13 protein-coding genes are annotated in these 14510 nt (G+C 66.2%); 9 read left to right on the top strand and 4 right to left on the bottom strand.

The annotated features are described in order from the left end of the window. The first annotated feature begins 9 nt into the window (after positions 1-9). The 5 genes from nuoN to ACK41U_RS02340 all read left to right on the top strand — a co-directional run bounded on the left by nuoN (position 10) and on the right by ACK41U_RS02340 (position 5620). A complete protein-coding gene (gene nuoN, locus ACK41U_RS02360; RefSeq protein ID WP_409675380.1) occupies positions 10-1470 on the top strand; it encodes an NADH-quinone oxidoreductase subunit NuoN in 1461 nt (486 codons plus the stop codon). After that, the gene (locus tag ACK41U_RS02355; protein WP_409675377.1) at positions 1463-2233 is read left to right on the top strand and encodes a biotin--[acetyl-CoA-carboxylase] ligase; all 771 of its coding nucleotides are present in this window, start codon (positions 1463-1465) and stop codon (positions 2231-2233) included. The genes nuoN and ACK41U_RS02355 overlap by 8 nt, the downstream gene beginning before the upstream one ends. 4 nt (positions 2234-2237) lie before the next feature. Beyond that, positions 2238-3017 (top strand): type III pantothenate kinase, encoded by a 780-nt coding sequence (locus ACK41U_RS02350; RefSeq protein WP_409675374.1) that lies wholly within the window; start codon positions 2238-2240, stop codon positions 3015-3017. After that, on the top strand, positions 3010-4686 hold the full coding sequence (locus ACK41U_RS02345; RefSeq protein WP_409675371.1) for a ribonuclease J: 1677 nt from the start codon (positions 3010-3012) through the stop codon (positions 4684-4686). The genes ACK41U_RS02350 and ACK41U_RS02345 overlap by 8 nt, the downstream gene beginning before the upstream one ends. Positions 4687-4906: 220 nt before the next feature. Further along, complete coding sequence (locus ACK41U_RS02340; protein WP_409675368.1) at positions 4907-5620, top strand: tRNA (guanine(46)-N(7))-methyltransferase TrmB; 714 nt, start codon at positions 4907-4909, stop codon at positions 5618-5620. A 33-nt stretch (positions 5621-5653) separates the two neighbouring features. Here the strand turns inward: ACK41U_RS02340 and glmS are convergent, their stop codons facing one another. Both glmS and glmU read right to left on the bottom strand, forming a co-directional pair. Continuing rightward, complete coding sequence (gene glmS, locus ACK41U_RS02335) at positions 5654-7471, bottom strand: glutamine--fructose-6-phosphate transaminase (isomerizing) (RefSeq protein WP_409675365.1); 1818 nt, start codon at positions 7469-7471, stop codon at positions 5654-5656. Beyond that, on the bottom strand, positions 7471-8814 hold the full coding sequence (glmU, locus tag ACK41U_RS02330; protein ID WP_409675362.1) for a bifunctional UDP-N-acetylglucosamine diphosphorylase/glucosamine-1-phosphate N-acetyltransferase GlmU: 1344 nt from the start codon (positions 8812-8814) through the stop codon (positions 7471-7473). Before glmU ends, glmS begins: the two co-directional genes overlap by 1 nt. Before the next feature lie 124 nt (positions 8815-8938). Here glmU and ACK41U_RS02325 point away from each other — a divergent pair, with 124 nt between their 5' ends. After that, complete coding sequence (locus ACK41U_RS02325; protein WP_409675359.1) at positions 8939-9613, top strand: HAD-IA family hydrolase; 675 nt, start codon at positions 8939-8941, stop codon at positions 9611-9613. Between the two features lie 94 nt (positions 9614-9707). Here ACK41U_RS02325 and bfr read toward each other — a convergent pair whose 3' ends face one another. Together bfr and ACK41U_RS02315 are read right to left on the bottom strand one after the other, a co-directional pair. Next, positions 9708-10193: a bacterioferritin gene (bfr, locus tag ACK41U_RS02320; protein ID WP_409675356.1), complete on the bottom strand. Its 486-nt coding sequence runs from the start codon at positions 10191-10193 to the stop codon at positions 9708-9710. Then, entirely contained in the window at positions 10141-10434 is a 294-nt protein-coding gene (locus ACK41U_RS02315; protein WP_409675353.1) for a bacterioferritin-associated ferredoxin, read from the bottom strand. Before ACK41U_RS02315 ends, bfr begins: the two co-directional genes overlap by 53 nt. 117 nt (positions 10435-10551) lie before the next feature. Between ACK41U_RS02315 and queA the strand changes: the two genes are divergently transcribed. From queA to lpdA, 3 genes are all read left to right on the top strand, one after another. Further along, on the top strand, positions 10552-11598 hold the full coding sequence (gene queA / locus ACK41U_RS02310; RefSeq protein WP_409675350.1) for a tRNA preQ1(34) S-adenosylmethionine ribosyltransferase-isomerase QueA: 1047 nt from the start codon (positions 10552-10554) through the stop codon (positions 11596-11598). A gap of 89 nt (positions 11599-11687) precedes the next feature. Further along, the gene (locus ACK41U_RS02305; protein ID WP_409675347.1) at positions 11688-12944 is read left to right on the top strand and encodes an MFS transporter; all 1257 of its coding nucleotides are present in this window, start codon (positions 11688-11690) and stop codon (positions 12942-12944) included. A gap of 92 nt (positions 12945-13036) precedes the next feature. Further along, positions 13037-14428: a dihydrolipoyl dehydrogenase gene (gene lpdA, locus ACK41U_RS02300; RefSeq protein ID WP_409675344.1), complete on the top strand. Its 1392-nt coding sequence runs from the start codon at positions 13037-13039 to the stop codon at positions 14426-14428. Positions 14429-14510: the final 82 nt, after the last annotated feature.

Below are 14510 nucleotides of genomic sequence, written 5' to 3'. Positions count from 1 at the left end.
GACCGCACGATGACCGGAACCGATCTCTCCACCATCCTGCCCGAGCTTTGGCTGGCGATCTTCGCGCTGAGCGCGCTGATGGCGGGCGCCTGGTTCGGCAAGGACCAGATCGCGCGCCCGATCCTGTGGGCCAGTGTGCTGGCGCTGCTGGTGGCGGGCTTTTACACGGGCTTTGCCGACCGGCCGCAGCAGATGTCGTTCTTTGGCATGTTCGCGGATGACGCCTTCGCCCGCTTTGCCAAGGTGACGGTGCTTTTGTCCGCCGCCGCCGTGCTGGCAATGAGCGCCGACTATATGGAGCGGCAGAACCTGCTGCGCTTTGAATATCCGATCCTGATCGTGCTGGCCTCGCTTGGCATGATGCTGATGGTCTCGGCGGGTGATCTGCTGACCCTCTATATGGGGTTGGAGCTGCAGTCGCTGGCGCTGTATGTCGTGGCCTCGATCCGGCGCGACAGTGCCAAATCCTCGGAAGCCGGTCTGAAATATTTCGTGCTGGGCGCGCTGAGTTCCGGCCTGCTGCTGTACGGTGCCTCGCTGGTTTACGGCTTTTCGGGCACGACCAGCTTTGAGGGGATCGTGCAGGTCGTGAGCGCGGGTCAGCTGTCGATGGGGCTGCTGTTTGGTCTGGTCTTCCTGCTGGTCGGTCTGGCGTTCAAGGTGTCGGCGGTGCCGTTCCATATGTGGACGCCCGACGTTTACGAAGGCTCGCCCACGCCGGTCACCGCCTTCTTTGCCACCGCGCCCAAGGTCGCGGCCATGGCGCTGCTGGCGCGGCTGCTGTTTGACGCCTTTGGCAATGTGACCGCCGACTGGACGCAGATCGTTGCCGCGCTGGCGGTGATGTCGATGTTTCTGGGCTCCATCGCGGGCATCGGGCAGCGCAATATCAAGCGGCTGATGGCCTATTCCTCGATCGCGCATATGGGCTTTGCGCTGGTCGGGCTGGCGGCGGGCACGGCTTTGGGCGTGCAGGCGATGCTGCTGTACATGGCGATCTATGCGGTGATGAATGTCGGCGCCTTCGCCTTTATCATGTCGCTGGAGCGCGATGGCCGCCCGGTCACCGATCTGGACAGCCTGAACCGCTTTTCCCAGACCGATCCGCTGAAAAGCTTCGCCGTGCTGTTTCTGATGTTCAGCCTGGCGGGCGTGCCGCCTTTCCTGGGCTTTTTCGCGAAATACGGCGTGCTGACGGCGGCGGTCGATGCGAATATGGCGTGGCTGGCGGTGGCGGGGGTCTTGGCCTCGGTCATCGGGGCGTTCTATTACCTGCGCATCGTCTATTACATGTTCTTTGGCGCCGAGACCGATCCGGTGACCAGCCGCATGGGCGCGCTGCAATATGCGGCGCTGATCGTGCCGGCGGCGGCTTTGCTGCTGGGCGCCGTGACCATGCTGGGCATTGACGATGCGGCGGCCACTGCGGCGCAGTCGCTGGTCGGAACCGCGCTGGCACCGGGTGAGTAACACCGCCCCGCTGGCATGGCCCGAGGGCGTGGCGCGCCACGTCCTCGACCGCGTGGACAGCACCAATGCCGAGGCGCTGCGCATGGCGCCGCATCTGTCGGGGCCGACATGGATCATGGCGCGTCAGCAGCAGGCGGGGCGGGGCCGCCGTGGCCGCGCATGGACCGATCCGCCGGGCAATTTCGCGGCCTCGCTGCTGCTGCGCCCGGAGGGAACAGCGTCGGATGCGGCGCTGCTGTCTTTTGTGGCGGCGCTGGCGGTGCATGACGCGCTGCATGCGCTGTGCGGCCCGCAGCTGCCGCTGGCGCTGAAATGGCCCAATGACGTGCTGCTGAATGGCGGCAAACTGTCGGGCATCCTGCTGGAAAGCACCGGCGGGTCAGGGCAGGTGGCGGCGCTGGCCGTGGGCATCGGCATCAATCTGACCACGGCGCCCGATCCCGGCGCGGTCGAGCCGCAGGCCCTGCGCCCGGTCAGCCTGCTGGCCGAGACCGGGCTGGTCGTGACTCAGGACGAGATGCTGGAGGCGCTGGCCGCGGGCTTTGATCACTGGTGGCGCCAGATGCGCAGCTATGGCTTCGCGCCCATCCGCACCGCATGGCTGGCGCGCGCGGCAAAACTGGGTGAGACGATCACCGCCCGGACCGGAACTGCCGGGATCACCGGCCGTTTCGACGGCATCGACGACAGCGGCGCGCTGATCCTGACCACCCCGCGCGGGCGTCAGGCGATCCCCGCCGCTGACATCCATTTCGGCGGATAAGACCATGCTTCTGTGCATTGATACCGGCAATACAAACACCGTCTTTTCGGTCTGGGACGGCACCCGCTTTCGCGCGCATTGGCGCATCTCGACCGATCACCGGCGGACGGCGGACGAGTATTTCGTCTGGCTGTCGACGCTGATGGCGCTGCAAAAGCTGGATCTGTCGATCACCGAATGCATCATCAGCGCCACGGCGCCGCGCGTGGTGTTCAACCTGCGGGTGCTGTGCAACCGCTATTTCGACACGCGCCCGCTGGTGGTGGGCAAGCCGGAAACCGCATTGCCGGTGGAACCCCGCGTCGATCCGGGCGCTGTGGTGGGGCCGGACCGTCTGGCCAATGCCGTGGGTGCCTTTGACCGGCATGGCGGCGATGTGGTGGTGGTGGATTTCGGCACCGCGACGAATTTCGATCTGGTGGACCATGACGGCGCCTATATCGGCGGCATCATCGCCCCCGGCGTCAATCTGAGCCTTGAGGCGCTGCACATGGCGGCGGCGAAACTGCCCCATGTCGATGTCACGCGCCCCGACAAGGTGATCGGCACGAATACCGTGGCCTGCATCCAGTCGGGGATTTTCTGGGGATATATCGGCCTGATCGAAGGGCTGATCGGACGGATACGGGCAGAACGCGACAGGCCCGTGAAAGTTGTCGCAACCGGGGGGCTGGCGCCCCTTTTCGATCAGGGCTTTGACCTGTTCCAGTCGATCGAGGACGATCTGACCGTGCATGGCCTGCGCCTGATCCATGATTACAACAAGGAGTTGGGAAATGGCTGAACGCCTTATCTATCTGCCGCTTGGCGGCGCGGGCGAAATCGGCATGAACGCCTATGTCTATGGCTATGGGCGGCCGGGAAAAGAAAGACTGATCCTCGTGGATCTGGGGGTGACCTTCGGCGATATGGAGGCCAGCCCGGGCATTGATCTGATCATGCCCGACATCACATGGCTGCAGGAAAACCGCGACCGGCTGGAGGCGATCTTCGTCACCCATGGCCACGAGGATCATATCGGCGCCATCGCCCATCTCTGGGGGCGGCTGGACGTGCCGATCTATGCGCGCAAATTCACCGGCCGCCTCGTGCGGCTGAAAATGGAAGAGATGGGCCTGCCCGCTGAGGCCGTGAACATCATCGGGCCGCGCCCCGAGGTCACACAGCTCGGGCCGTTCAATGTGCAATATGTGCCGATCAGCCACTCGATCCCGGAAAGCTCGGCGCTGATCATCGACACACCGGCGGGCCGCATCGTGCATACGGGCGATTTCAAGCTGGATATGACGCCGGTGCTGGGCGACACCTTCGACCCGATGGTCTGGCAGGAAATCGGCGCCGAGGGCGATGGCGTCAAGGTGCTGGCCTGCGACAGCACCAATATCTTCTCGACCCATCCGGGCCGGTCCGAGGCGCTGCTGGCGACCCCGATCCTGGAATTCGTGATGGCGCAGAAGAATCTGGTGGTGGCCACGACATTCGCCAGCAACATCGCGCGGCTGAAGACGCTGGCGGATGCGGCGCGCGCCTCGGGGCGCAAGGTCTGCCTGCTGGGCCGGGCGATGCGGCGCATGGTGGCGGTGGGCACCGAGACCGGCGTGCTGACCGACTTCCCCGAAACCATCGGCCCGGACGACGCCGCCCGCCTGCCGCGCGGCGAGGTGATGCTGATCGTGACCGGCAGCCAGGGCGAACGCCGGGCGGCCAGCGCGCAGCTGTCGCGCGGCCGCTATCTGGGAATGTCGCTGAAAGAGGGCGACAGCTTCCTGTTCAGCTCGACCACCATTCCGGGCAACGAGCGCTCGGTGGGGCGGATTCAGAATGCCTTCAGTGAACTGGGCGTCGATGTGTTTGATGCCCATGACGGGTTCTTCCACGTCTCGGGCCATGCCAACCGCCCCGATATCGAGGCGATGCACGACATGCTGAAGCCGCAGATCGTCATCCCGATGCATGGGGAACACATGCATCTGCGCGAACATGTGATGCTGGCCCGCGCCAAGGGCATGGCAGCCGAGATCGCGGTCAACGGCACCATGCTGGAACTGACGGGCGCGCGCCCCCGCGTGGTGGATCAGGTCGAAACCGGCAAGCTGTATCTGGACGGCACGGTGCTGATCGGCGCGATGGACGGGGTCGTGCGCGACCGCATCCGCATGGCGCTGAACGGGCATGCGATGGTCAGCGTCATCGTCGACGAGGATGACAACGCCCTGCCGGATGCCTGGGTCGAGCTGATGGGGCTGACCGGACGCACCCGCGGCGGCGAGGATCTGGGGCGCCATATCGAGGGCGAGATCTCGGAATTCCTTGAACGCGCGGATGCCCGCACGGTGCGCGACGACGGCAAGATGGACGAGGCGATCCGCAAGATCACCCGGCAGGTGTCGATGGAGGAAATCGGCAAGAAGCCCGAAGTCACCGTCATCATCAGCCGGCTGATGGCGGACTGACCCGAACCCGCGCATCTGCGTCCCGCGACGCCCCGGGGGGCCCCGCCCCCCGGATGTGGCACTCACCCTCACCGGCCCCCGGTTTTGCCTTGGTGCAAATATCCCGCAGGGGGTCCGGGGGACGCGAAGTCCCCCGGCGGTCGCGGGACGCAACTCCGCCCGCAACTCTACGCTCGGCCGGGGCTTGCATTTGCCCGCCGCTTGCGCCACTCCCCGCGCCATGAGCGACACATCCAGACCCGGCTTTGATCCGACCCCGCCCCGCCGCAACTTTTATGGTCGGCGGCATGGCAAGACGCTGCGCCCCAGCCAGAAGGGCTATCTGTCCGAGGATCTGGGCGATCTGCGCCCCCGTGGCATCACCCATGACGAAAACCCCGACCGCACCCCGATCGACCCGCAGGCGATCTTTGGCGATCACCGCGATCTGTGGCTGGAGGTGGGCTTTGGCGGTGGTGAGCATATGGTCCATATGGCCGCCACCTACCCGCAGATCGGCGTCATCGGCTGCGAGCCCTATATCAACGGCGTGGCGATGCTGCTGGGCAAGATCCGGGCGGCGGGTGTCTCCAATGTCAGCGTCCATCCGGGCGATGCCCGCGATCTGATGGATGTGCTGCCCGATGCCTGCATCGCGCGCGCCTTCCTGATGTATCCCGACCCCTGGCCCAAGGCGCGCCACCACCGCCGCCGCTTTGTCACGCCCGAGCATCTGCTGCCGCTGGCCCGCGTCATGCGGCCCGGCGGGATCTTTCGCGTGGCCAGCGACATCCCCGACTATATCCGCCAGACGCGGGAAGAGGTGCCGCCCGCGGGCTTCGAGCTGATCGCCGATACCGATCAGCACTGGGAGGACTGGATCAGCACCCGATACGAGCAAAAGGCCCTGCGCGAGGGGCGTCCGCCCCATTACGTCACCTTTCGCCGCCTGTAACGAAAAGGCCCGCCGGATCGGCGGGCCTTTTGGTCACTCGACCGTCACCGATTTCGCCAGATTGCGGGGCTGATCAACATCGGTGCCCTTGGCGACGGCGGTGTGATAGGCCAGATACTGCATCGGCACCGCATAGAGGATCGGCTGGAACAGCCCGCCACCCTGCGGCAGGGTCAGGGTCGCCGTCACGCCCTCGCCCGCCGCCGCAATCCCGTCCGCATCCGAGATCAGCAGAATCTGGCCATGGCGGGCCATCACCTCCTGCATGTTGGAAATCGTCTTGTCGAACAGCGCGTCATGCGGCGCCAGCACCACCACCGGCACATCGCCGTCAATCAGCGCGATGGGGCCGTGCTTCAGCTCGCCCGAGGCATAGCCCTCGGCATGGATATAGCTGAGTTCCTTCAGCTTCAACGCCCCTTCCAGCGCCACCGGATAAAGCGCGCCGCGCCCCAGATACAGAACGTCGCGCGCCTGAGCCAGCCATTCGGCATGGCCGCGGCAGTCTTCGGACAGCGCCAGCGTCTGTGCCAGAAGGGCAGGCACGCGGCGCAGATCGTCCAGATGCGCAGCCAGCGTGGCATCGTCGATCCGGCCCCGCTGATGGGCGGCGTGCAGCGCCAGCACGCCCAGCACGGCCAGTTGGCAGGTGAAGGCCTTGGAGGAGGCGACGCTGACCTCGATCCCGGCGCGGGTGGGCAGGGCGATGTCGCTGTCGCGGGCAATGGCCGAGGTGCCGACATTCACCAGCCCGACGGTGCGCGCCACCCGGCCCCGCGCGTAATGCAGGGCGGCCAGCGTGTCGGCGGTCTCGCCCGACTGGCTGACGGCGACGAACAGGCTGGAGGGCGACAAAGGCGGCTCGCGATAGCGGAATTCCGAGGCCACGTCGATGTCGCAGGGCAGGCCCGCCAGCTGCTCGAACCAGTATTTGGCGACATGGCCCGCCAGATGGGCGGTGCCGCAGCCGACCAGCGCGATGCGGTCGATGGCGGTGAAATCCAGCCCCTCGGGCAGCACGATGCGACAGCCCTGAATATAGTGCGACAGCACATCGGCGATGACCACCGGCTGTTCGGCGATTTCCTTGGCCATGAAATGGCGGTGGCCGCCCTTGTCGATGGCGGTGGCGCCCACGTCGATGCGGGCGGTCGCGCGATGGGTCTGCTGGCCCAGGGCGTCCCAGATCTGCACCCCCGCGCGGGTCAGCAGGGCGTGGTCGCCATCCTCCAGATAGGTGATGCGGTCGGTAAAGGGCGCCAACGCCACCGCGTCGGAGCCAAGGAACATCTCGCCCGTGCCATGGCCGATGGCCAGCGGGCTGCCACGGCGCGCCGCGATCAGCAGATCGCCCTCGCCCTGGAACAGAAAGGCCAGCGCAAAGGCGCCGTGCAGGCGGGCCAGCGTGGCGCGGGCGGCCTCCAGCGGCGTCAGGCCCTGATCCAGATGATGGGCGCACCACAGGGCGACGGTTTCGGTATCGGTCTGCGATTGCGGCTGGATGCCCAGCTGGGCCAGCCCGGCGCGCAGCTCGCGGTAATTCTCGATAATGCCGTTATGGACCACCGCCACGCGGCCCGATTGATGCGGATGGGCATTGGCCTCGGTGGCCGCGCCATGGGTGGCCCACCGGGTATGGCCGATCCCCGCATGGCCCTGCAGCGGTTCGTGGACCAGCCGGTCCGACAGGTTGACCAGCTTGCCCACCGCGCGCCTGCGCGCGAGCCGCCCCGAGGCGTCGACCGTCGCCACGCCCGCGCTGTCATAGCCGCGATATTCCAGCCGCCGCAGCGCGTCGACCAGTTGCGGCGAGACCTCGTGATCGCCCAGAATGCCGATAATGCCGCACATCAGCGCGTCTCCTTGCGGTGGCGCAGCGCGGCCATCAGGCGCCGGGCGAGGCCGGGTTTCGTGGCCTGCCGCGCCCGCCCGATGGCCAGCGCACCGTCAGGCACATCCTCGGTGATGACGCTGCCCGATCCGGTCATCGCCTCGGCGCCCACGGTGACCGGCGCGACCAGCATCGTGTCGCTGCCGATAAAGGCGCGGGCGCCGATGGTGGTGCGGTGCTTCATCACGCCGTCATAGTTGCAGGTGATCGTGCCTGCGCCGATATTCGTATGCTCGCCCACATGGGCGTCGCCCAGATAGGTCAGGTGGCCGACCTTGACGCCCTCATCCAGCACGGCGTTCTTGATCTCGACGAAATTGCCGACATGGACATCGCCGCCCAGTTCGGCGCCGGGGCGCAACCGGGCAAAGGGGCCCACCGTGGCACCGGCGCTGACATGGCAGCCCTCAAGATGGCAGAAGGGCAGGATCTCGGCGCCGGATTCGACGGTGACGCCGGGGCCGAAGACGACGTTGGGGCCAATGATGGCGTCGCGGCCCAGCACCGTGTCCAGCGCGAACCAGGTGCTGCCGGGATCGGTCAGGGTCACGCCGTCCTCCAGCGCGCGGGCGCGGGCGGTGGTTTGAAACAGGCTTTCGGCGCGGGCCAGTTCGGCGCGGGTGTTGATGCCAAGCGTTTCCTCTTCGTCGCAGGTCACCACCTCGGCGCGGCGGCCCTGGGCGCGGGCCAGCGCGGGCAGGTCGGTCAGGTAATATTCGCCCGCCGCATTGTCATTGGTCAGCCGGCCGATCAGCTGGCGCAACAGCCCCGCATCCAGCGCCATCACCCCGGAATTGCACAGCGCGATGTCGCGGGTGGCGGCATCGGCATCCTTGTATTCGACGATGCGTTCCAGCCCGCGCGAGGTGACGACCAGACGGCCATAGCGGCCCGGCTCCTCGGCCTCGAAGCCCAGCACGACCAGATCGGCGGGGTGGCTGGCCAGCGCCGCCAGCGTCTCTTCGCCGATAAAGGGCGTGTCGCCGTAGAGCACGATCACCCGGCCCTCGAAGCCCTCAAGCGCGGGCAGGGCCTGACGGACGGCATGGCCGGTGCCAAGCTGTTCGGCCTGCAGCACGCAGGTCGCGTCGGGGTCCAGTTTCGCCACCGCCTTTTCCACCGCGCCCGCGCCGTGGCCGGTCACGACGATGACCTGTTCGGGACCCAGGCTGCGGGCGGCGGCAATCGCGTGGCCCACCAGCGGCACGCCGCCCAGGCGGTGCAGCACCTTGGGCAGATCCGACTGCATCCTGCTGCCCTGACCGGCTGCCAGAATCACCACTGCCACTGCGTTTTCCGACATGCCGCCCTCATCGCCTGTTTGCTTTTGTTGAGAGGCGTTCTAATCGGGGCAGGGCGCGCTGGCTAGGGCTTGCTAGGCTTGGCGCATTCACCTTTGTTTTCGAATTCTTTCCAAAGGGGCGCATATGGCCGGAACGGTGGTCTTTGATCTGGACGGGACGCTGGCGGATACGTCGGGCGATCTGGTGGCGGCGGCGAATGCCTGTTTCCGGGGGCGGGGGCTGGGCGATCTGCTGGACCCGGTCGCGGATGCGCTGACAGCCTTTCATGGCGGGCGGGCGATGCTGCGGGCGGGATATGCGCGCATCGGCCCCGATGTGCTGTTGCCGCCGGGCGCCGAGGACGAAGATTTCGCGCGGTTCATCGGTCACTACGGCGATGCGATTGCGGTGCATACGCGGCTCTATCCCGGTGTCGAGGCGGCGCTTGACCGGCTGGACGAGGCGGGCCACCGGCTGGCAGTCTGCACCAACAAGCCCGCAGCGCTGGCCGAGGTGCTGCTGCGTGAACTGGGCGTGAGAGAGCGATTTGCCGCGATGATCGGGGCCGATACGCTGCCGGTGCGAAAGCCCGATCCACGCCCCTATCGCGCCGCTGTCGAGGGGGCAGGCGGTGAGGTCGGGCGATCTTTTCTGGTGGGCGATACCGAGACCGACCGCAAGACCGCCGCGGCCGCCGGGGTGCGGGTGGCGCTGGTGTCGTTCGGACCGGAGGGCGAGGCAATCAGCCGGCTGGCGCCCGAGGCGTTGCTGGGGCATTTCGATGAATTGCCCGCGCTGGCGCGCGACTGGCTGGCGTAAGGGGGGCGCTGCCCCCATCGCGCGACGCGCGATTCCCCCGGGATATTTGGGTGAAGAAGAAGGGGCGGGGCCCTGGTGCCGCGCCCCGCTGTTGTCATTCCGCCTCGTTGGCGGGTTTGGCGTTCAGATGGCCGTAGTTCTGGGCGCCGATCGAATCGTAGAGGCCGATCTGGGTTTCGAGGAAGTCGATATGACCCTCTTCGTCGCCGATCAGTTCCTCGAACAGGTTCTTGCTGACGTAATCGCCGACGCTGTCGCAATGGTCGCGCGCCTCGATATAGAGGGTGCGGGCGTCGTGTTCACCCGCAAGATCCGCCTCCAGCGTTTCGCGCAGGGTCTGGCCGATGCGGAGCGGGTCGAGCTTTTGCAGGTTCGGGTGGCCTTCGAGGAAGAGGATCCGCTGGATCAGCTTGTCGGCGTGGTTCATCTCTTCGATGGATTCGGCGCGCGATTTGGCGGCGATGCGACCGAAGCCCCAGTCTTCCTGCAGGCGGTAGTGCAGCCAGTACTGGCTGACTGCGGTCAGCTCAGAGCGCAGTGCGGCGTTGAGATAGTCGATGACCTTGGCGTCGCCCTTCATTGGTGGCGTCCTTCTTGTTGTCTGTTCCGGCCCGCAAAATCGGCGGTGCGACGCCCACCCTATCGCATGCGCGCATGGTGTCCAGAAACAGCGGCATGCAGCCACCGCAATCGGCCCGCTTGCCCAGAGCGTGATAGATCTTGCCCGGGGTGATGATCGTCTGCGGATCCGACGCGCGCATCCAGTCGATGGCGGCGTGGATGTCGTGATCCGAGATCCGGGTGCAATGGCAGACGATCATGGCGGGCTCCTGTCCGGCGGAAGTTGACTGAAAAAGGGGGTTATGTAAAGTCCGAGTTTTTTGCATGGGTATCACGGCTGCTTGACGGGATCACGGCTGCGTCGCAGAAGCAGCGCCATGAAGCTGTCCGATTTCGACTTTGAGTTGCCCGAGGATCTGATCGCGCTGCGCCCGGCGCAGCCGCGCAGTTCGGCGCGTCTGCTGCATGCCGAAGCGGGTGCGGTGGCCGATCGCATCGTCAGCGATCTGCCTGCGGTGCTGCGCCCCGGCGATCTGCTGGTGCTGAACGACACCCGCGTGATCCCCGCCCGGCTGACCGGCACGCGGAGCCGCCAGACGCCGCAGGGCGAGGCGGTGGCGCGGATCGAGGTGACCCTGCTGGAGCCTGCCGCGCAGGGCTGGCAGGCGCTGGCCAAGCCCTTGCGCAAGCTGCGCGTGGGCGAGGTGATCCGGTTCGGCGATGCGCTGTCCGCCGAGGTGGCCGGGATCGGTGAGGGCGGGTTGCGGCTGGTCTTTGACGCCACGGGCGATGCGTTTGACGCCGCGCTGCAACAGGTGGGGGCGATGCCGCTGCCGCCCTATATCGCCTCGCTCCGGGCGCCCGACGATCAGGACCGGCAGGATTATCAGACGGTCTGGGCCGCGCGGCAGGGCGCCGTCGCCGCGCCCACGGCCAGCCTGCATTTCGACGAACCGCTGCTGGACGCGCTGCGCGCGCGGGGCGTTCAGTTCACGCATGTCACCCTGCATGTCGGCGCGGGCACGTTTCTGCCGGTCAAGGTCGAGGATGTCACCACCCACCGCATGCATGCCGAATGGGGCGAGGTGACGGCAGAGGCCGCGGATGCGATCACCCGCGCCAAGGCCGAGGGGCGTCGGGTGATTCCGGTCGGCACCACCGCGCTGCGCCTGATCGAATCGGCGGCGACGGGGCCGGGCCAGGTTGCGCCCTTTGAAGGGACGACCGACATCTTTATCTATCCCGGCTTTCACTTCCGCGTGACGGACGGGCTGATGACGAATTTCCATCTGCCGCGATCCACCCTGATGATGCTGGTCTCGGCGCTGATGGGGCCGGAAAAGATCAGGGATATCTATGGACATGCGGTCCATGAGCGGTATCGTTTCTTCAGTTATGGCGATGCGTCGCTGCTGATCCCCTGAGGTCGCATCCGTGCTGGCATCGGTGCGTGCGGGCCTCTAGGGCAGGGGGGCTGACCCTTCCCTGAAACCTGAACGAAACGAGTGCCCGGATGATCTCGGTATTGCGCACGACATGGCCGCTGTTGCTGGGCATCCTGCTGCTGATGGTCGGCAACGGCATGCAGGGCACGCTGCTGGGCATCCGCGGCGGCATCGAGGGGATTCCGACCTTTCAGATGTCGATCGTCATGTCGGCCTATTTCGGCGGCTTTCTGGCGGGCAGCCTGCTGGTGCCGGATCTGATCAAGAATGTCGGCCATGTGCGGGTGTTCGCGGCGCTGGGGTCGCTGATCTCGGCGGCGCTGGTGCTGTTCGCGGTCGAGCCGCACTGGATCAGCTGGGCGGTGCTGCGGCTGCTGATCGGGTTCTGTTTCTGCGGCGTCTATGTGACGGCGGAAAGCTGGCTGAATGCGGGCTCGACGAACGAGACGCGGGGCCAGTCGCTGTCGGCCTATATGATCGTGCAGCTGCTGGGGATCGTGATCGCGCAGGCGCTGCTGAATGTCAGCAGCCCGGCGGGCTATCTGCTGTTCATCATCCCCTCGGTTCTGGTGTCGCTGGCGTTTACGCCGATTCTGCTGTCGGCCCAGCCCGCGCCGCAGTTCGAGACGATCAAGCGGATGTCGTTTGGCAGGCTGTATCGCGCCTCGCCGCTTGGCTGTGTGGGGATTTTCCTGATGGGGGGCGTGTTTGCGGCGCTGTCGGGAATGTCGTCGGTCTGGGGCGCGCTGATCGGGCTGTCGGTGGCGCAGATCAGCCTGTTCGTGGCGGCGATCTATGCCGGCGGACTGGTGCTGCAATATCCGATCGGCTGGATTTCCGACCGCTATGACCGCCGCAAGCTGGTGCTGTTCCTGTCGGCCATCGGCGGGCTGTGCGGGCTGGTCGTGATCGCGGCGCAGCCCGGCACGGTGGGGCTGGTGATTGCCGGGGCGATCATGGGCGGCGTGGCGAACCCGATCTATGCGCTGCTGCTGGCCTATACCAACGATTATCTGGATCAGTCCGACATGGCCTCGGCCTCGGCGGGGCTGCTGTTCATCTATGGCATCGGCAGCATGGGCGGGCCGATGATCACCGGCTGGCTGATGGGGGTCATCGGGCCGGATGGCTATTGGGTCTATATGGGCGTGCTGCTGATGCTGCTGACCGGCTATGCGGGCTGGCGGGCGACACAGCGCCGGGCGCTGACGCCCGACGAGCAGGGCAGCTTTGCCGTGATCACCCCAAGCGCCACGCCGCTGGCGGTCGAGACGGTGCTGGACGATGCGCAGTCCGAGCCGGGGGCGCCGCCCGCCTCGCGGTAGGGGCCTCATCCCGGTCGATCGGTCCCCTGCGCTTGCCGCCTTGCTGGAAATGGTTTAACGCTGAACTATCTTTCAGTCAGGCGGGGGACGCAATGGCCCAGACTTTCGACATGGTGGTGATCGGTGCCGGACCGGGCGGCTATGTGGCCGCGATCCGGGGCGCGCAGCTGGGCCTGAAGGTGGCCTGTATCGAGCGCGAGAAACTGGGCGGCATCTGCCTGAACTGGGGCTGTATCCCCACCAAGGCGCTGTTGCGCAGCGCCGAGGTCTATCACCTGATGCACCGCGCCAAGGATTTCGGCCTGAAGGCCGAGAATATCAGCTATGATCTGGATGCGGTCGTCAAACGCTCGCGCGGGGTGTCCAAGCAGATGGAAGGCGGGATCGGCCATCTGTTCAAGAAAAACAAGGTCACGGTCTTCATGGGTGAGGCCAAGCTGGACGGCCCCGGCAAGATCACCGTCAAGACCGCGACGGGTCAGGAAGAGCTGACCGCCAAGTCCATCGTGCTGGCCACGGGTGCGCGCGCCCGCGAGCTGCCGGGGCTGGAGCCGGACGGCAAGCTGGTCTGGAACTACCGCCACGCGCTGGTGCCGCCGCATATGCCCAAAAAGCTGCTGGTCATCGGATCGGGCGCCATCGGCATCGAATTCGCCAGCTTCTTCAACACTCTGGGCGCTGATACCACGGTGGTTGAGGTGATGGACCGGATCCTGCCGGTCGAGGATGCCGAGATTGCGGCCTTTGCCAAAAAGCAGTTCGTCAAGCAGGGTATGAAAATTCTGGAAAAGGCCACGGTCACGAAACTGGACCGCAAGGGTGCCACCGTGACCGCCCATATCCAGAGCGGCGGCAAGACCGAGGCGATGGAGTTCGACACGGTCATCTCGGCCGTGGGGATCGTCGGCAATACCGAAGGGCTGGGGCTGGAGGAGGCCGGGATCAAGGTCGACCGCACCCATGTCGTGACTGATGAATATTGCCGCACCGGCGTCGAGGGGGTCTATGCCATCGGCGATCTGGCCGGTGCGCCCTGGCTGGCGCACAAGGCCAGCCATGAGGGCGTCATGGTGGCCGAGCTGATCGCGGGGCAGCATCCGCATGCGGTCGCGCCGGGCAGCATTGCCGGTTGCACCTATTGCCATCCCCAGATCGCCAGTGTCGGCTTGACCGAGGCCCGCGCGAAAGAGGCCGGGCTGGACATCAAGGTCGGGCGCTTCCCCTTCATGGGCAATGGCAAGGCCGTGGCCCTGGGTGAGCCCGAGGGGATGATCAAGACGATCTTTGACGCGAAAACCGGCGAATTGCTCGGCGCGCATATGGTCGGCGCCGAGGTGACCGAGCTGATTCAGGGCTATGTGATCGGGCGACAGCTGGAGACGACCGAGGCCGAGCTGATGCAGACTGTCTTTCCGCATCCGACCCTGTCCGAGATGATGCACGAATCGGTTCTGGCGGCTTATGGGCGCGCGATCCATATCTGATTGTGCCTGATTGCGGGCGTTGCACGGGGGGCTTTGCGCCCCCCGTCGCATGTCATGCGACTCCCCCCGCAGGATATTTCCG

Origin of the sequence: Paracoccus sp. (in: a-proteobacteria), assembly GCF_046289755.1 — a bacterium.
GTDB lineage: Bacteria > Pseudomonadota > Alphaproteobacteria > Rhodobacterales > Rhodobacteraceae > Paracoccus.
The sequence above is the reverse complement of the archived record's forward strand: the minus strand, read 5'-3'. Positions and strand labels throughout refer to the sequence as shown.